A 17,425-nucleotide genomic window follows, 5' to 3' on the forward strand; every position below is an offset into this window, starting at 1 on the left:
TGCATTCCAATGTGGGAGGGGGCTTGCCCCCGATGCTTTTGAGGTCAGACTTGGGACTGGGCGCCCTCGAACCACTTGAGCTTTTCACGCAGTACCACCACCTCACCCACGATCACCAGTGTCGGCGCATGCACTTCATGCTCCGCCACCATGCGCGGCAGGTCGGCCAGGGTGCCGGTGAACACGCGCTGGTTGGACGTGGTGCCCTGCTGGATCAGCGCCGCTGGGGTATCTGCGGAGCGCCCGTGCTTGATCAACTGCTCGCAAATGATCGGCAAGCCAATCAAGCCCATGTAGAACACCAGGGTCTGTGAGGGGCCGACCAGGTCTTGCCAAGGCAAGTCCGAGGTACCGTTCTTCAAGTGCCCGGTAATAAACCGTACCGACTGGGCATAATCGCGGTGAGTCAGCGGAATCCCGGCATAAGCCGCACAACCACTGGCTGCCGTGATACCCGGCACCACCTGGAAGGGGATGCCATGGGCCGCCAATTCCTCGATCTCTTCGCCACCACGACCAAAGATGAACGGGTCACCCCCTTTAAGGCGCAGCACGCGCTTGCCTTGCTTGGCCAGGTCGACCAGTTGCTGGTTGATCTGGTCCTGAGGCACCGCGTGATCGGCACGACGCTTGCCGACGTACACGCGCTCGGCATCACGACGGCACAGTTCCAAAATCGCCGGCGCAACCAAACGGTCGTACAGCACCACGTCGGCTTGCTGCATCAGGCGCAATGCGCGGAAGGTCAGCAAATCCGGGTCACCTGGGCCTGCACCCACCAGGTACACCTCACCGGGCGCGTAAGGCGGCGCGCCATTGACCTTTTCGATCAACAGGCGCTCGGCCTCCTCGCCCTGCCCGGCCAACTGGCGGTCGGCAATCGGGCCCTGGAACACTTCTTCCCAGAACGCCCGGCGCTGCTGCACATCCGGGTACAAACCTTTGACCTGAGCCCGAAAACGCGCGGCCAGCCCAGCCAGTTGCCCGTAGGTGGAGGGAATCCAGGTTTCCAGCTTGGCGCGGATCAGCCGTGCCAGTACCGGCGCGTCACCGCCGCTGGAGACGGCAATCACCAAGGGTGAACGGTCGACAATCGCCGGGAAGATCACGCTGCACAACGCTGGCGCGTCCACCACATTGACCGGCACGCAGCGACGCTTGGCATCACTGGACACTTGCGCATTCAGTGGCTCATCGTCGGTAGCCGCGATAATCAGGGTGCAACCGTCCAGGTCGGCCTCCTGATAACCGCGCAACATCAGTTCCCCGCCACTGCCCAGCACCAGCTCACGCAGCTGGCTTTCGATCTGGGGAGCAACCACCCGCAACACCGCGCCGGCATCGGCCAGCAGCCGGGATTTGCGCAAGGCAATCTCCCCACCACCGACGACCAACACACGACTGCCGCGCAGGTTATGAAACAGCGGCAGAAATTCCATTTAGCGGATGACCTCAACGCCCGCCATGTAAGGCTTGAGCACCTCAGGTACACGGATCGAACCGTCCGCCTGCTGGTAGTTTTCCAGCACGGCCACCAGGGTACGGCCTACGGCCAGGCCCGAACCGTTGAGGGTATGCACCAGTTCCGGCTTGCCGGTTTCCGGGTTGCGGAAACGCGCCTGCATGCGACGGGCCTGGAAGTCACCGCAGTTGGAGCACGACGAAATCTCGCGGTATTTGTCCTGGCTCGGCACCCACACTTCCAGGTCGTAGGTTTTCACGGCGCTGAAGCCCATGTCGCCCGTGCACAGGGCCAGTACGCGGTACGGCAGCTCCAGCAGCTGCAACACGCGCTCGGCGTTGGCAGTCAGGCCTTCCAGGGCTTGCATGGAGGTCGACGGTTCTACTACCTGGACCATTTCAACCTTGTCGAACTGATGCTGGCGGATCATGCCGCGGGTATCGCGACCCGATGCGCCGGCTTCGCTACGGAAGCACGGGCTGTGGGCAACCAGCTTCAACGGCAGTTGCTTGGCGTCGAGGATTTCGCCGGCGACGATATTGGTCAGCGACACTTCGGCCGTCGGGATCAGGTACAGGTCGGCTTCGCCGTCGCGGCTGATCTTGAACAGGTCTTCTTCGAATTTCGGCAGTTGGCTGGTGCCCATCAACGCCGGCGCCTGAACCAGGTACGGGGTGTAGGCCTCTTCGTAACCGTGTTCGCCGGTGTGCAGGTTGATCATGAACTGCGCCAGTGCACGGTGCATGCGCGCAATCGGGCCGCGCAGCAAGGCAAAGCGTGCGCCGGACATTTTTGCCGCGGTTTCAAAATCCAGGCCACCGGTCAATTCGCCCAGGGCGACGTGGTCCTTGATCTCGAAATCGAAGGCTTTCGGCGTGCCCCAGCGGCGCACTTCGACGTTGCCGTCTTCATCTTCGCCGACCGGTACGGATTCGTGGGGCAGGTTCGGAATGCCCAGCAGGATCGAATCCAACTGGGTCTGAATGCCTTCCAACTCGATTTTGCCGTCGGACAGCTCAGTGCCCATGCGCTCGACATCCGCCATCAACGGCGCGATATCTTCGCCGCGCTGCTTGGCCTGGCCGATGGACTTGGAGCGCGCATTACGTTCAGCCTGCAGTGCTTCGGTGCGGGTCTGGACGGTCTTGCGCTGTTCTTCCAGCGCTTCGATGCGCGCAACATCCAAGGCAAAGCCACGGGATGCCAGGCGGTCCGCTACGTCCTGAAGGTTGCTACGTAACAGTTTGGAATCGAGCATGTCGGTCTCTCGTTATCAAAGTTTGGTCAAGGACAGGCCAGCCCAGGTGGCGAGCAGCCCGCCGAATACGCTGATGGCCGCATAGCCAATCGCCAGCGGCACTTGCCCGCTTTCCAGCAGGCGCACGGTATCCAGTGAAAAGGATGAAAAAGTCGTCAGGCCGCCAAGAAAGCCAACCATCAGGCCGGCACGTACCTCGACAGGCACTTCCGGGCGTAACAAAAACAGGCCGTATAACACGCCGATCAACAGGCAGCCCACGATATTAACGGCGAGCGTCGCCGTATAGAAGTATTTCGGCCAATTGGCGTTGATCCAATTGCCGGTGGCGAAGCGCAACAGCGTCCCGGCAATCCCCCCCACCGAGACGGCGACCACCAAAGGAATCATGATTTTCTCCGCTGCCGGGGGCTCAGACGGTCGAGGGTGGCCAGGTGATTGAGCTTCTCACCGATCTTCAGCTCCAGGCCACGGGGCACGGGCTGGTAGAACGGCTGCGGCTCCAGCTCATCGGGGAAGTAGTCTTCGCCGGCCGCATAGGCGTCCGGCTCATCGTGGGCATAACGGTATTCGTCGCCATACCCCAGTTGCTTCATCAACTTGGTCGGTGCGTTGCGCAGGTGCAGCGGCACTTCGAGGGAGCCGTGCTCGGCGGCCGCACGCAGGGCCGACTTGAAGCCCATGTATACCGCGTTGCTTTTCGGCGCGCAGGCCAGGTAAGTGATGGCCTGGGCCACCGCCAGCTCGCCTTCCGGGCTGCCGAGGCGCTCCTGCACCTCCCAGGCGGCCAGGCACAGGCTCAGGGCCCGCGGGTCGGCGTTGCCGATGTCTTCGCTGGCCATGCGCACTACGCGGCGCGCCAGGTACAGCGGGTCGCAACCGCCATCGATCATGCGCGCAAACCAATACAGCGCGCCGTCAGGGTTGGAACCGCGTACGGATTTGTGCAGCGCGGAAATCTGGTCGTAGAAGGCTTCGCCGCCCTTGTCGAAACGTCGGCGCGTGTCACCCAGCAGGCTTTGCAACAGATCAACGCCAATCTCGCCGCCGTCTTCGGCCAGGTCGGAAGCGTTCTCCAGCAGGTTGAGAAAGCGACGCCCGTCACCATCGGCGGCGGTCAGCAAAATCTTGAAGCCTTCATCGCTGAGGCTCAGCTGGCGCTTGCCCAGGCCCTTGTCTTCGCTCAAGGCACGGTGCAGCAGCTTTTGCATCGCCGCTTCATCCAGGCTCTTGAGCACATAGACCCGCGCCCGTGACAACAAGGCGTTGTTCAATTCAAAGGAAGGGTTTTCGGTGGTGGCGCCGATAAAGATCAGCGTACCGTCCTCGACATAAGGCAGGAACGCATCCTGCTGCGACTTGTTGAAGCGATGCACTTCGTCGACGAACAGGATAGTGCGCTTGCCGTATTGCCCGGCCTGCTGCTTGGCCACTTCCACCGCCTGGCGGATCTCCTTCACCCCGGCGAGCACCGCCGAGACCGTTTCAAAGTGCGCGTCCGAGACTTTCGCCAACAACCGCGCCAGGGTGGTCTTGCCCACGCCCGGCGGCCCCCAGAAAATCATCGAATGCAGCGCACCCTGCTCCAAGGCTTCGCGCAAGGGTTTGCCGCGAGCGAGCAGGTGTTCCTGACCGACGTACTCATCCAGGTTGGTCGAACGCAAGCGCGCGGCCAATGGCTGGGCAATCGGGTCACTTCGAAACAGATCCATGGGCAGCGTTTGAAACCTCTGGGCAGTTTATTCCTGGATCACGTCGGCACCCTTGGGGATGTCGAACTTGAACTTGGACGCGGGCACCGGCTGGTTGGCCTTGACTCCGGAGAACAGGATATCGGTGCGCTGGCCGACGCTGTCGACCAGGCGCATGTTGTTGATCACGCCGTTGCCGAACGACAAGGACAGCGTGTCAAACAGCGTGTCCTTGGATTTTGGCTTGAGGGTGAATTCGATGACGTTGCTGGTCTGCTTGGAGGTGATGTCGAAGCTGTCGTTGATTTTCGACACATCACCCGACAGCAGCAGTGCCGGGGTCTGGTTCAGGCGTGGATCGAGCTTCTTGATGGTGGCTTGTTCCAGGTCCGGGTCCCACAGCGTGACTTTCTGGCCGTCGGAAACGATGGTCTGCTCAGCCTTGCCTTCGGTATGCCAGTAGAACAGCCCTGGGCGCTGCACGGCCATTTCACCGGCTGTTTCCTGCAACTGGGTGCCGCCTGCATCCAGGGTCAGCTGGGAGAAGCGCGCGGTGAGGGTCTGGGATTTGTCCAACAGGTTCTTCAGGCTGGCGACGGAAGCCGGGTCAGCGTGAGCCGAAACAGCGGTCAAGGCCAGGGCCGGCAACAACAGCATGCGGATAAAGCGCATGGGAGTCCTCATTGAGTAGTCAGGGCACGCCGCGTGTTGCCACGCGGCGCGGAATCAGTCGCGCATCTGCCCAGGGGCGATGACTTCACGCGAGCCATTGGTGTTCATTGCGGTCACGACGCCGGCCATTTCCATGGCTTCGATCATGCGGGCGGCGCGGTTGTAGCCGATTTTAAGCTTGCGCTGCACCGCCGAAATCGAGGCACGGCGGCTTTCCAGTACAAAGGCCACGGCCTCGTCGTAGAGCGCGTCGGTTTCAGCATCATCGTCGCCACCGCTGCTGCCACCGTCGAAGCCGCTGCCGGCCTCTTCCACGCCAGCGAGAATGTCGTCGTTATATTCCGGCGCGCCGCGCAGTTTCCAGGCTTCGACCACACGGTGGACTTCGTCATCGGAAACAAAGGCGCCGTGAACGCGAATCGGCAGGCTGGTCCCGGGCGGCATGTACAGCATGTCACCGTGGCCCAGCAGTTGCTCGGCGCCACCCTGGTCGATGATGGTACGCGAGTCGATCTTGCTGGAGACCTGGAACGCCATGCGCGTCGGAATGTTGGCCTTGATCAGGCCGGTGATCACGTCCACCGACGGCCGCTGGGTCGCGAGAATCAAGTGGATGCCCGCCGCCCGCGCCTTCTGGGCGATACGGGCGATCAGCTCTTCAACCTTCTTGCCGACGATCATCATCATGTCGGCAAATTCATCGACCACCACCACGATGGTCGGCAGCTTGGTCAGCAGTGGTGCTTCATCGTGAATGCTTTCGCGCTTGTACAGCGGGTCGGTCAGCGGTGTGCCGGCGTCCTGGGCTTCCTTGACCTTGGCATTGAAGCCCGACAGGTTACGCACGCCCATCTTCGCCATCAGCTTGTAGCGGCGCTCCATCTCGGCAACGCTCCAACGCAGGGCATTGGCGGCGTCCTTCATGTCGGTAACCACCGGGCACAGCAGGTGCGGGATGCCTTCGTAGATCGACAGTTCCAGCATCTTCGGGTCGATCATGATGAGCTTGGCGTCATCCGGCCCGGACTTGAACAGGATCGACAGGATCATGGCGTTCACACCCACCGACTTACCGGAACCGGTGGTACCGGCTACCAGCAGGTGCGGCATTTTCGCCAGGTCGGTAATCACCGGCTTGCCGCCGATGTCATGGCCGAGCGCCAGGGTGACCGGCGATTTGAAGTTGTCGTATTCCGGGGTCGACAGCACTTCGGAGAAGCGCACGATCTGCCGGTCTTCGTTGGGGATCTCGATACCCACGGTGGTCTTGCCCGGGATCACTTCCACCACGCGCACGCTGGTCACGGCCAGGGAACGTGCCAAGTCTTTGGCCAGGTTGGAAATGCGGCTGACTTTTACCCCGGCGGCCGGTTGGATTTCGTAACGGGTAATCACCGGGCCCGGATGGATCGAGTCCACCGACACTTCGACGCCGAATTCCTTGAGCTTGATTTCCAGCAGGTGGCCGACGGCCGCCAGGGATTCGGGGGAATAGTTGAGTTGTTTCTTTTCGGCCGGGTCCAGAATCGAGATCGGCGGCAAGGTGCCTTCGACAGCGCTGTCGATAAACAACGGTGCCTGCTTCTCTTTTTGCACGCGATGGCTGGGCTCCGGCGCCTTGGGCGGTGCCGGGGCGATCACGGGCGGCACCTGCTTTTCACGGTCCGACATGTGCTTGCTCAGGGCCTGCTCGCGCTCGATCAAGCGCTCCTTGACCTTGGCTTGCTCGCGTCGATCCGGCGTGCTTGGAGCCACCACCTCGTTGACACGGGTGTCAACCTCACGCAGCTGCGCCACCATTTGCTTGCGCTCGACACGGGCGGCCCACCAGCGGTTGGCGGCGCCTTGGAACAATTCGAACAGGTCGAGGGTGATCTTGCCGGTCACGTCCATCACCTTGAACCATGACAGGTCGGTGAATACCGTCAGGCCGAACAGGAACAGCGCGATGAACATCAGGGTGCTGCCCTGGATATTCAGGGTACGGCGTGCCAGGTCGCCAAGGCTTTCGCCCAGAGCCCCGCCCGCGCCCGCCGGCAAGCCGGTCGGTGCATGGAAGTGGATATGCGCCAGCGCAGCGCCCGACAGCACCAGGAACACCAGGCCGATCAGGCGCCAGGAGAACAGCCAGCCGCTCCACTGCCACGGTTCGTGACGCTGGCGGAAGATCTGCCAGGTCTTGATCGCCAGCAACAGCGGGAAAATGTAGGCGAAGTAACCCAGGATCATGAAGAGGATATCGGCGCTGTAAGAACCTACAGGGCCGCCGAAATTCTGCACGTCATCGATCTTGCTGTTATGACTCCAGCCCGGATCGTCCTTGCCATAGGTGAGCAAGGCCATCATCAGGAACAGACACAGCGCACCGATGGCAATCAGTGCGCCTTCCTTGAGTCGGTAATGCAGGTGCTGGCGCCAGGCCGGTACGACTGCTGCTTTAGGTGCTGCGGCGGATTTCTTCAAAACGGGTCTATTCCTGCGCCTTTAGCGCGTCCATCTGTTAAATGACTACACGACTGCTCTATCCGGAGCAGCTGAAAAATGAACGAATGTTGCTGAATCTACTTTTAACATCCGGTGACGGATAGGTGAAATGGCGATAACGCCACAATGGCCGCATTGTACGGGTTTGCGTGCGCGATGCCACGCACTTGCCCTTCACCTGACTGCACGGACAATTTGAGCATGCATTGCCTTAGCTGACAAAGGCTTATGAGCTGTATTTAGCAATCCAGGCAAGCTTGGCAAATGGCCGGCATGCGCCAGACCCGATTACGACCACACCCTGTGTGCAGAGTTGCAGAAACACCCGCTCATGCTAATCCTCGTTAATAGCCTATTCGGGCTGGCCCCGTGGCGCCGGGTCGTCAATAATCAACACTTGCGGTGCAGGTGCATGACCTGCCACTCCCCTCCCCTTCCGTAAGCCTGGATGCCATGCTGACCTGGTTACAACGCGACACCCTGACGTTCCCACCTTTGGCCAAGGCCATGCGCGAACCCAACGGCCTGCTCGCCGCCGGTGGCGACCTGTCGGCCGAACGACTGATCCAGGCCTACCGTCATGGCTGTTTTCCCTGGTTCTCCGAAGGCCAGCCTATCCTCTGGTGGTCACCCGACCCTCGCACAGTGATATTCCCCGACGAGCTGCATGTTTCCCGCAGCCTGGGCAAATTATTGCGCCAGCAGCGCTATACCGTGACCTTCGACCAGGATTTCGCCGCCGTCATACACGCCTGCGCCGCGCCCCGTGCCTATGCCGATGGCACCTGGATCACCGAAAGCATCCAGCAGGCCTATCTGGAGCTGCACCAGCGTGGCTACGCGCATTCCGTCGAGGTCTGGGACCAGGGCGAACTGGTAGGTGGCCTGTATGGCCTGGCGATGGGCCAGTTGTTTTTTGGCGAGTCCATGTTCAGCCGCGCCGACAACGCCTCCAAATTCGGCTTCGCCACATTGACCCGGCAACTGCAAGCCTGGGGATTTGTACTGATCGATTGCCAGATGCCCAATGATCACCTGCACAGCCTGGGTGCCCGCGCCATACCGCGCAGCGTCTTCGCTGACTTCCTGGACAAACATCTGGACCAACCCAACGCCGGGCCGTGGGTTTCCTAGGCGACTTTCGCGCACGTGGCTTACACTTATTTCAAAGCTTATCCCGAGGGTTGATCATGACCGAGCTGGCGCGCTTGAAGTTCTATGCCACTCAAGCCCACTCATGCAGCTATCTGCCCGACGAGCAGGCCACCACGCTGTTCCTCGATCCCAGCCAGCCCATGGACGTGCATGTGTATGCCGACCTGTCCGAGATGGGCTTCCGGCGCAGCGGCGATCACCTGTATCGCCCCCATTGCCAGAACTGTAATGCCTGCGTGCCCGCACGCATCCCGGTTGCGCAGTTTTCGCCCGACCGTAACCAGAAACGCATTCTCAAGCGCAACGCCGACCTGACCGTACACGCCACCAAACCCCAATACAGCGAAGAATATTTCGATCTCTACCAACGCTATATCGAGCAGCGTCATGCCGACGGCGATATGTATCCGCCCAGCCGCGACCAGTTTTCCACATTCCTGGTGCGTGACCTGCCCTTTTCGCGGTTCTACGAATTCCGCCTCGACGGCCGCCTGTTGGCCGTGGCGGTCACCGACCTACTGCCCAACGGCCTCTCGGCGGTGTACACCTTCTATGAACCGACCGAAGAACGCCGCAGCCTCGGGCGCTTCGCCATCCTGTGGCAGATAGGCGAAGCGCTGCGCCTGGAACTGGAAGCGGTGTACCTCGGATACTGGATCAAGAACTGCAAAAAGATGAACTACAAGACCCAATATCGGCCCATTGAGCTGCTGATTAATCAAAGATGGGTCACGCTTAACTAGAACCCCTTGGCTTGAACACCCTTTTTCGGGCACAATGCACGCCGCTTTTGCCTGGCGCAGTTGCACCGGGCCATTCACTGGATACCGAGGGCTTTACTGCATGTCGAAAGAAGACAGCTTCGAAATGGAAGGCACTGTCGTCGACACCCTGCCCAACACCATGTTTCGTGTGGAGTTGGAAAATGGGCACGTCGTAACCGCGCATATCTCCGGCAAGATGCGCAAGAACTACATTCGTATTCTTACCGGTGACAAAGTGCGCGTCGAGCTGACGCCCTATGACTTGAGCAAAGGGCGCATCACTTACCGCGCTCGCTAAGCAAGTCAATACAAAACGCCCGGTTATGCCGGGCGTTTTTGTGTGCGCAGGATTTAACAGTCGCCACTTGACCCTGTGGGAGCTGGCTTGCCTGCGATAGCGGTGGGCCAGTTAACGATGTGCGACTGAAGGACCGCCATCGCAGGCAACCCAGCTCCCACAGTTGATGGTCACAGTCTCGTAAATCGTATTTCAGGCAGCAAAAAGGCGCCTTTCGGCGCCTTTTGCAATGTTGCAGCTAACGATCAGGCCATTTCCGCCGTGGTCTCGAACTCGAAGGTCAGCTCGCCGTCCTTCAGGTCGATGTGCACCACGCCACCATGGTCGGAGAGTTCGCCGAACAGGATCTCTTCGGCCAGTGGCCGCTTGATCTTGTCCTGGATCAGACGCGCCATCGGGCGTGCGCCCATTGCCGCATCGTAGCCGCCCTCTGCGATCCAACTGCGGGCCGCTTCCGTCACATCCAGCTGCACGCGCTTGTCTTCCAACTGCGCTTGAAGCTCGGTGAGGAACTTGTCCACCACGCTTTTGATGACCTCATGGCTGAGGCGACCAAACTGGATAATGGTGTCCAGGCGGTTGCGGAACTCCGGCGTGAAGCTCTTCTTGATCACTTCCATGGCATCGGAGGAGTGATCCTGATGCGTAAAGCCGATCGAAGCCCGCGCCGCGGTTTCGGCACCGGCGTTGGTGGTCATGATCACGATCACATTGCGGAAGTCCGCCTTGCGCCCGTTGTTATCGGTCAGGGTCCCGTGGTCCATGACCTGCAACAACAGGTTGAAGACTTCCGGGTGAGCCTTTTCGATTTCATCGAGCAGCAATACGCAATGTGGCTGCTTGGTGATCGCCTCGGTCAACAGGCCGCCCTGGTCGAAGCCGACATAGCCCGGAGGCGCACCGATCAAGCGCGACACAGTGTGGCGCTCCATGTACTCGGACATGTCGAAACGGACCAGCTCGATGCCCATGGCCTTGGCCAACTGGCGAGCCGCCTCGGTCTTGCCGACACCGGTTGGGCCTGCGAACAGGAACGAACCGACTGGCTTGTCCGGCGACTTGAGGCCCGCACGGGACAACTTGATCGCCGTGGACAGCGAGTCGATGGCCGCATCCTGGCCAAACACAGTGAGCTTGAGGTCGCGCTCCAGGTTACGCAGCAGCTCCTTGTCGGAACTGGTGACGTGTTTTGGCGGAATCCGCGCGATCTTGGCCACGATGTCCTCGACCTGAGGCACGTCGATGCGCTTCACGCGCTTCTCGACCGGCTGCAGGCGCTGGTAGGCACCCGCTTCGTCGATCACATCGATGGCCTTGTCAGGCATATGCCGGTCATTGATGTAGCGCGACGCCAGCTCAGCCGCCGCACGCAAGGCCTCATCGGTGTACTCGATGCCATGGTGCGCTTCAAAACGCCCCTTGAGCCCACGCAGGATGCCGATGGTATCTTCAACCGACGGCTCGGACACGTCGACTTTCTGGAAGCGACGCGCCAGGGCACGGTCTTTTTCGAAGATGCCGCGAAATTCCTGGAACGTGGTCGAACCAATGCAGCGGATATCACCGGAGGACAGCAGCGGCTTGAGCAGGTTGGAAGCGTCCATCACCCCACCGGAAGCCGCACCGGCGCCAATGATGGTATGGATCTCGTCGATAAACAGGATGGCCTGCGGGCGTTTTTTCAGCTCGCCGAGCAACGCCTTGAAGCGTTTCTCGAAATCGCCACGGTACTTGGTCCCGGCGAGCAACGCGCCCAGGTCAAGGGAATAGACGACACTGCTGGCCAGCAGGTCTGGCACCTGGTTATCGACAATGCGCTTGGCCAGGCCTTCGGCAATTGCGGTTTTACCCACGCCCGCCTCACCCACCAGCAACGGGTTGTTCTTGCGACGACGCGCAAGTATCTGCGCTACACGCTCTACCTCGTGCTCACGCCCCACCAGCGGATCGATCCGCCCCTGGCGCGCCATTTCATTGAGGTTGCTGGCATAGGCATCCAGCGGGTTGCTGGAAGAAGAAGACTCACCGCCCTCCTCGTCCTGCATATCCTGCTCGCCCTCGGAATGATCGCCGTGCCCAGGCACCTTGGAGATACCGTGGGCGATGTAATTGACTACATCAATACGGGCAACGCTCTGCTGCTTGAGCAGGAACACGGCCTGGCTTTCCTGTTCGCTGAAAATTGCCACCAGCACATTCGCGCCCGTGACTTCACGCTTACCGGAGCTCTGTACGTGGAACACAGCACGCTGCAATACCCGCTGGAACCCCAGGGTTGGCTGGGTTTCGCGGTCCTCGTCATGCACGGGGATCAGTGGCGTGGTGGAGTCGATAAACTCCTGCAGGTCATGCTTGAGCTTGTCGAGGTTGGCGCCGCACGCACGTAGAACGGTGGCGGCAGCTTCGTTATCCAAAAGTGCCAGCAAAAGGTGTTCGACGGTCATGAATTCATGACGCTTCGAACGAGCCTCTTTGAAGGCAAGATTGAGGGTGACTTCGAGCTCGCGGTTTAACATAGCTTCACCTCATACCCAAGTGGTCGGCGTTAACCGTCCTTCTCGATTTCACAGAGTAGCGGATGCTGGCTTTCCCTGGCGTACTGGTTGACCTGCATGGCCTTTGTCTCGGCGATGTCGCGGGTAAACACTCCACATACTGCCCGTCCTTCTGTGTGAACGGCCAGCATTACCTTGGTCGCCAACTCGCGGTTCAGGTTGAAAAACACCTCGAGCACTTCGACGACGAAATCCATCGGTGTGTAGTCATCATTAAACAAAACCACCTTGTACATCGGCGGCGCCTGTAAAGCAGGCTTGGCCTCCTGAACAGCAATGCCTGCAGAACCGTCGTCGTCATGTTCCTGATCCGGGCGATCCTGATTGAATGTTAGTCGAATCTGGCTGTTTGCATGCATGGGAAAGAAAGGTTCGTCAGTGGTTCAATTACAGTGGTGGGGGCGGCCTGTCAGAATTTCAACTCTGACCCTTTGGTCACCTTGACTATCGGCGAAACGGTGTTACAACGAATAGAGCCCACAGTGGGTAAAAAAGGTCCGCGCAGTCAACCTTATTTATTCGGGTTAGGACGGATAGACAGGATGATACTCCAGTGATGGAGTCTGGTGCAGAGGGATAAGGGAATGGCTAGTGGTAAGGTCAAGTGGTTCAACAATGTCAAGGGTTACGGCTTCGTCATTGAAGACGGCAAGACCGAGGACCTTTTTGCGCATTTCTCAGCGATCCAGATGGAAGGTTACAAAACGCTGAAAGCGGGTCAGCGTGTCAACTTTGAAATCATTCAAGGGCCAAAAGGCATGCATGCCGTAAATATTGTTGATGCGCCTGCCACTGCAGGCGTGAAAGAAACAAAGGTAGAAAAATCAGAGAAGCAGCGGGCCTGACCAGCCACTGAAATCAAGCACTCAAAGCAAACCGGCCGCCCCGACTCATCAGGGCGGCCGGTTTTCTCTGCCTGTTTACATATGCTTGATCAACGCATCACCAAACCCCGACGACGACACCAACGTAGCGCCATCCATCAGACGCTCGAAGTCATAGGTCACGGTCTTGGCCGAAATCGCGCCGTTGGTGCCCTTGATGATCAGATCCGCCGCCTCGACCCAGCCCATATGCCGCAGCATCATTTCCGCCGACAGGATCAATGAACCAGGGTTGACCTGATCCTTGCCCGCATATTTAGGCGCAGTACCGTGGGTGGCTTCAAACATTGCCACGGTGTCCGACAGGTTGGCCCCCGGCGCAATACCAATGCCGCCCACTTCCGCCGCCAGGGCGTCGGACAGGTAATCACCATTGAGGTTGAGGGTCGCGATCACGTCATATTCGGCCGGGCGCAGCAGGATCTGCTGGAGCATGGCGTCGGCAATGGCATCCTTTACCACTACATTCTTACCGGTCTTGGGATTCTTGAACTGCATCCACGGCCCGCCGTCGAGCAGAGTCGCGCCGAACTCTTCAGCCGCCACCTCGTAGGCCCACTCCTTGAAGGCCCCTTCGGTGAACTTCATGATGTTGCCTTTGTGCACGATGGTCAGCGAGTCGCGGTCGTTATCCACCACATACTGCAAGGCCTTGCGCGCCAGGCGCTTGGTACCCTCTTTGGAGACCGGCTTGACGCCAATCCCGCAATCCTGGTCGAAACGGATCTTGGTAACACCCATTTCTTCCTTGAGGAACTTGATCACTTTGATCGCTTCCGGCGAACCGGCCTTCCACTCGATGCCCGCGTAAATATCCTCGGAGTTCTCACGGAAAATAGTCATGTCCACGTCGCCAGGCTTTTTCACCGGACTGGGCACGCCTTCGAACCAGCGCACCGGGCGCAGGCACACATACAGGTCGAGTTGCTGGCGCAGCGCTACGTTCAGCGAGCGGATACCGCCACCCACCGGCGTTGTCAGCGGGCCTTTGATGGACACCACGTAATCCTTGACCGCATCCAGGGTTTCCTGGGGCAGCCAGGTGTCCTGGTCGTAGACTTGAGTGGCCTTTTCGCCAGCGTACACCTCCATCCAGGAGATTTTGCGCTTGCCGCCGTAAGCCTTTTCAACAGCGGCGTCGACCACCTTGATCATCACCGGGCTGATGTCGACGCCAATACCGTCACCTTCGATGTAGGGGATGATCGGTTGGTCAGGAACATTGAGAGAATGGTCTGCATTGACGGTGATTTTGTCGCCGACTGCCGGAACCTGAATCTTCTTGTATCCCATGCTGAACTCCATCTATGGATTGAACATCTGGCTGCGTTCGAGCCTACTCCAGATAAATGGCGACTGAAACCTCACGCCATGCTCATTTGCATCGAAAACAGCATATTTGGTGGCCTACAAGCCTGAAAGCAAAGGGAAAAGCGCCAATCTTGAGCACATCCCACTACCCCACGCACCTGCGACCTTTAGACCAATGGACGAGCCCCCTTTTGTATGAAGGCTCAGCGTAAGCATAGCGACCTATGTATAATGCCGCCGCTGACCAAAGAGTCACGACGGCGGACCGCTCTAGAACGTAGCCTTTCGCCAGAAAGCCGGACTATTACCATAGCCCACCCGCTTGACGCTCGACTGATGCAAACCAACATCACCGCGAAGAAACCTCGACATTTCGCTCATGGATGACTTTGAACGAACGCGCTCTACCCGGCGCATCTCGAGTTTCTGCGCACGCTTTCAGCAAAGAAGAGAGTTAATCCGAATATGCCCACCCGCTCGAAGATCATCTACACCTTCACCGACGAAGCCCCAGCCCTCGCCACCTATTCACTGCTGCCTATCGTAGAGGCCTTCACCGCTTCCGCTGATATTGCCGTGGAAACCCGCGACATTTCCCTCGCCGGGCGCATCCTCGCAAGCTTCCCCGAGCAACTGGGCACCAAGGCCATCCCGGACCACCTCGCCGAACTGGGCGACCTGGCCGTTACGCCTGAAGCCAACATCATCAAGCTTCCCAACATCAGCGCCTCGACCCCGCAGTTGCAAGCCGCGATCAAGGAACTGCAGGCCCAGGGCTACGCCCTGCCGGACTACCCTGAAACCGTAACCACCGACGCGGAAAAAGAAACCCGTGCACGTTACGACAAGGTCAAGGGCAGCGCCGTGAACCCGGTACTGCGCGAAGGCAACTCCGACCGTCGCGCACCGCTGTCGGTCAAGAACTACGCACGCAAGCACCCGCACAAGATGGGCGCCTGGGCTGCCGACTCCAAGTCGCACATTGCCCACATGAACAACGGCGACTTCTACGGCAGCGAAAAAGCCGTGCAGATCGAAACCGCTGACGCGGTCAAAATTGCGCTGGTTGCGAAGGACGGCACCACCACCGTCCTGAAGGAAAAGACCAGCGTTCAGGCCGGCGAAATCATCGACACCGCCGTGCTGAGCAAGAAAGCCCTGCGCAGCTTCATCGCCGCTGAAATCGAAGACGCCAAGAAGCAAGGCGTGCTGCTGTCGGTTCACTTGAAAGCCACCATGATGAAGGTCTCCGACCCGATCATGTTCGGCCAGATCGTTGCCGAGTTCTATAAAGACGCCCTGGCCAAGCACGCGACCGTGCTGGAACAGATCGGCTTCAACCTGAACAACGGCATCGGCGACCTGTACGCCCGCATCAAGGCCCTGCCGGCCGACCAGCAGGCGCAGATCGAAGCCGATATCCAGGCGGTCTACGCCGTTCGCCCTGCCCTGGCGATGGTCAACTCCGACAAAGGCATCACCAACCTGCACGTGCCGAGCGACGTCATCGTCGACGCCTCGATGCCAGCGATGATCCGTGACTCCGGCAAGATGTGGGGCACCGACGGCCAGTTGCACGACACCAAGGCTGTGATCCCGGATCGCTGCTACGCCACCATCTACCAGGCGGTCATCGAAGACTGCAAGGCCAATGGCGCCTTCGACCCCACCACCATGGGCAGCGTGCCAAACGTTGGCCTGATGGCGAAGAAAGCCGAAGAGTACGGCTCCCACGACAAGACCTTCCAGATCAAGGCTGACGGCGTTGTCCGCGTCACCGACAGCCAGGGCAACCTGCTGATGGAACAGAACGTCGAAGCTGGCGACATCTTCCGCATGTGCCAGACCAAAGACGCGCCGATCCAGGACTGGGTCAAGCTCGCCGTCAACCGTGCCCGCGCCAGCAACACCCCGGCCATTTTCTGGCTGGACCCTAAGCGCGCGCACGATGGCGTGGTGGTCGAGAAAGTTCAGACCTACCTGAAAGATCACAACACCGAAGGCCTGGACATCCGCATCATGGCCCCGGTCGATGCGATGAAGTTCACCCTGGAGCGCACCCGCAAGGGCCTGGACACCATCTCGGTGACCGGCAACGTACTGCGCGACTACCTGACCGACCTGTTCCCGATCATGGAACTGGGCACCAGCGCCAAGATGCTGTCGATCGTGCCGCTGATGAATGGCGGTGGCCTGTTCGAAACCGGTGCTGGCGGTTCGGCTCCAAAGCACGTGCAGCAACTGCTGGAAGAAAACTTCCTGCGCTGGGATTCCCTGGGCGAGTTCCTGGCCCTGGCCGCGTCCCTCGAGCATTTGGGTGTGACGTACAACAACCCGAAAGCGCTGGTACTGTCCAAGACCCTGGACCAGGCCACCGGCCAGTTCCTGGACAACAACAAGTCGCCATCGCGCAAGGTCGGCAACATCGACAACCGCGGCAGCCACTTCTACCTGGCGCTGTACTGGGCACAAGCCCTGGCGGCCCAGACCGAAGACACTGCACTGCAAGCGCAGTTTGGCGAATTGGCCAAAACCCTGGCCGAGAACGAAGCAACCATCGTTGCCGAACTCAACGCCGTACAGGGCAAGCCAGTGGACATCGGCGGCTACTACGCGCCGAACCCAGAGCTGACCAGCAAGGCCATGCGCCCGAGCAACACCCTCAATGCGGCGATTGCCAAGTTGAAGTAAGGTTGTAAGGATGCGAAGAAGCCCCGGCCCAGTGCCGGGGTTTCTGCTTGTAGGGACTTCATTGAAGAAACCCAATCCAATGTGGGAGCTGGCTTGCCTGCGATTGCAGTCTGTCAGTTCATACAGGCGTAGCTGACCCACCGCCATCGCAGGCAAGCCAGCTCCCACATTGAGCATGCCACCTTCCAGATACCGAGGTT

General features: G+C 59.7%; 14 protein-coding genes. 5 read left to right on the forward strand and 9 right to left on the reverse strand.

Features of this window, described 5'->3' with window-relative positions; genetic code table 11:
* Positions 1-44: 44 nt before the first annotated feature.
* Genes cysG through ftsK form a run of 6 tightly spaced genes read right to left on the reverse strand, consistent with a single transcriptional unit; the run spans position 45 to position 7,546 of the window.
* Positions 45-1,439, reverse strand: a complete 1,395-nt coding sequence (gene cysG, locus RHM69_RS07960) for a siroheme synthase CysG (protein ID WP_014718896.1) — start codon at positions 1,437-1,439, stop codon at positions 45-47.
* Positions 1,440-2,720 carry a serine--tRNA ligase gene (gene serS / locus RHM69_RS07965; protein WP_019816715.1) on the reverse strand — a complete coding sequence of 427 codons (1,281 nt, stop codon included), beginning with the start codon at positions 2,718-2,720 and terminating at the stop codon, positions 1,440-1,442.
* A 15-nt stretch (positions 2,721-2,735) separates the two neighbouring features.
* The gene (crcB, locus tag RHM69_RS07970) at positions 2,736-3,110 is read right to left on the reverse strand and encodes a fluoride efflux transporter CrcB (RefSeq protein ID WP_200599907.1); all 375 of its coding nucleotides are present in this window, start codon (positions 3,108-3,110) and stop codon (positions 2,736-2,738) included.
* Positions 3,107-4,432, reverse strand: a complete 1,326-nt coding sequence (locus RHM69_RS07975; protein WP_014718899.1) for a replication-associated recombination protein A — start codon at positions 4,430-4,432, stop codon at positions 3,107-3,109. The genes crcB and RHM69_RS07975 overlap by 4 nt, the downstream gene beginning before the upstream one ends.
* Before the next feature lie 27 nt (positions 4,433-4,459).
* Positions 4,460-5,083, reverse strand: coding sequence for an outer membrane lipoprotein chaperone LolA (gene lolA, locus RHM69_RS07980; protein ID WP_003174700.1), 624 nt, complete (start codon positions 5,081-5,083; stop codon positions 4,460-4,462).
* 54 nt (positions 5,084-5,137) lie between these two features.
* Positions 5,138-7,546 (reverse strand): DNA translocase FtsK, encoded by a 2,409-nt coding sequence (ftsK, locus tag RHM69_RS07985; RefSeq protein WP_003192084.1) that lies wholly within the window; start codon positions 7,544-7,546, stop codon positions 5,138-5,140.
* Between the two features lie 474 nt (positions 7,547-8,020).
* Here ftsK and aat point away from each other — a divergent pair, with 474 nt between their 5' ends.
* From aat to infA, 3 genes are all read left to right on the forward strand, one after another.
* Positions 8,021-8,701: a leucyl/phenylalanyl-tRNA--protein transferase gene (gene aat, locus RHM69_RS07990; RefSeq protein WP_200599909.1), complete on the forward strand. Its 681-nt coding sequence runs from the start codon at positions 8,021-8,023 to the stop codon at positions 8,699-8,701.
* Between the two features lie 56 nt (positions 8,702-8,757).
* Entirely contained in the window at positions 8,758-9,465 is a 708-nt protein-coding gene (locus RHM69_RS07995) for an arginyltransferase (RefSeq protein WP_003192088.1), read from the forward strand.
* A 100-nt stretch (positions 9,466-9,565) separates the two neighbouring features.
* The gene (gene infA, locus RHM69_RS08000; RefSeq protein WP_002553999.1) at positions 9,566-9,784 is read left to right on the forward strand and encodes a translation initiation factor IF-1; all 219 of its coding nucleotides are present in this window, start codon (positions 9,566-9,568) and stop codon (positions 9,782-9,784) included.
* 245 nt (positions 9,785-10,029) lie between these two features.
* Here the strand turns inward: infA and clpA are convergent, their stop codons facing one another.
* Both clpA and clpS read right to left on the reverse strand, forming a co-directional pair.
* Positions 10,030-12,300, reverse strand: coding sequence for an ATP-dependent Clp protease ATP-binding subunit ClpA (gene clpA / locus RHM69_RS08005; protein WP_003192090.1), 2,271 nt, complete (start codon positions 12,298-12,300; stop codon positions 10,030-10,032).
* 29 nt (positions 12,301-12,329) lie between these two features.
* Positions 12,330-12,698 carry an ATP-dependent Clp protease adapter ClpS gene (clpS, locus tag RHM69_RS08010; protein WP_005789091.1) on the reverse strand — a complete coding sequence of 123 codons (369 nt, stop codon included), beginning with the start codon at positions 12,696-12,698 and terminating at the stop codon, positions 12,330-12,332.
* Between the two features lie 225 nt (positions 12,699-12,923).
* On the opposite strand from clpS, the gene cspD reads away from it, so the two are divergent.
* A complete protein-coding gene (cspD, locus tag RHM69_RS08015; RefSeq protein WP_014718902.1) occupies positions 12,924-13,184 on the forward strand; it encodes a cold shock domain-containing protein CspD in 261 nt (86 codons plus the stop codon).
* Between the two features lie 75 nt (positions 13,185-13,259).
* Here cspD and icd read toward each other — a convergent pair whose 3' ends face one another.
* On the reverse strand, positions 13,260-14,516 hold the full coding sequence (gene icd / locus RHM69_RS08020) for an NADP-dependent isocitrate dehydrogenase (protein WP_005789095.1): 1,257 nt from the start codon (positions 14,514-14,516) through the stop codon (positions 13,260-13,262).
* A gap of 483 nt (positions 14,517-14,999) precedes the next feature.
* Here icd and RHM69_RS08025 point away from each other — a divergent pair, with 483 nt between their 5' ends.
* Positions 15,000-17,225 (forward strand): NADP-dependent isocitrate dehydrogenase, encoded by a 2,226-nt coding sequence (locus RHM69_RS08025; RefSeq protein ID WP_014718903.1) that lies wholly within the window; start codon positions 15,000-15,002, stop codon positions 17,223-17,225.
* Positions 17,226-17,425 lie beyond the last annotated feature (200 nt).

The sequence above is a fragment of the Pseudomonas sp. CCI1.1 genome, assembly GCF_034348165.1.
GTDB classification, from domain to species: domain Bacteria; phylum Pseudomonadota; class Gammaproteobacteria; order Pseudomonadales; family Pseudomonadaceae; genus Aquipseudomonas; species Aquipseudomonas paracarnis.

What these genes read in the sequence shown, in the direction of transcription:
- cysG (WP_014718896.1), bottom strand. Translation starts at nt 1,439, where the DNA reads ATGGAATTTCTGCCGCTGTTTCATAACCTGCGCGGCAGTCGTGTGTTG.
- serS (WP_019816715.1), bottom strand. Translation starts at nt 2,720, where the DNA reads ATGCTCGATTCCAAACTGTTACGTAGCAACCTTCAGGACGTAGCGGAC.
- crcB (WP_200599907.1), bottom strand. Translation starts at nt 3,110, where the DNA reads ATGATTCCTTTGGTGGTCGCCGTCTCGGTGGGGGGGATTGCCGGGACG.
- RHM69_RS07975 (WP_014718899.1), bottom strand. Translation starts at nt 4,432, where the DNA reads ATGGATCTGTTTCGAAGTGACCCGATTGCCCAGCCATTGGCCGCGCGC.
- lolA (WP_003174700.1), bottom strand. Translation starts at nt 5,083, where the DNA reads ATGCGCTTTATCCGCATGCTGTTGTTGCCGGCCCTGGCCTTGACCGCT.
- aat (WP_200599909.1), top strand. Translation starts at nt 8,021, where the DNA reads ATGCTGACCTGGTTACAACGCGACACCCTGACGTTCCCACCTTTGGCC.
- RHM69_RS07995 (WP_003192088.1), top strand. Translation starts at nt 8,758, where the DNA reads ATGACCGAGCTGGCGCGCTTGAAGTTCTATGCCACTCAAGCCCACTCA.
- infA (WP_002553999.1), top strand. Translation starts at nt 9,566, where the DNA reads ATGTCGAAAGAAGACAGCTTCGAAATGGAAGGCACTGTCGTCGACACC.
- clpA (WP_003192090.1), bottom strand. Translation starts at nt 12,300, where the DNA reads ATGTTAAACCGCGAGCTCGAAGTCACCCTCAATCTTGCCTTCAAAGAG.
- clpS (WP_005789091.1), bottom strand. Translation starts at nt 12,698, where the DNA reads ATGCATGCAAACAGCCAGATTCGACTAACATTCAATCAGGATCGCCCG.
- cspD (WP_014718902.1), top strand. Translation starts at nt 12,924, where the DNA reads ATGGCTAGTGGTAAGGTCAAGTGGTTCAACAATGTCAAGGGTTACGGC.
- icd (WP_005789095.1), bottom strand. Translation starts at nt 14,516, where the DNA reads ATGGGATACAAGAAGATTCAGGTTCCGGCAGTCGGCGACAAAATCACC.
- RHM69_RS08025 (WP_014718903.1), top strand. Translation starts at nt 15,000, where the DNA reads ATGCCCACCCGCTCGAAGATCATCTACACCTTCACCGACGAAGCCCCA.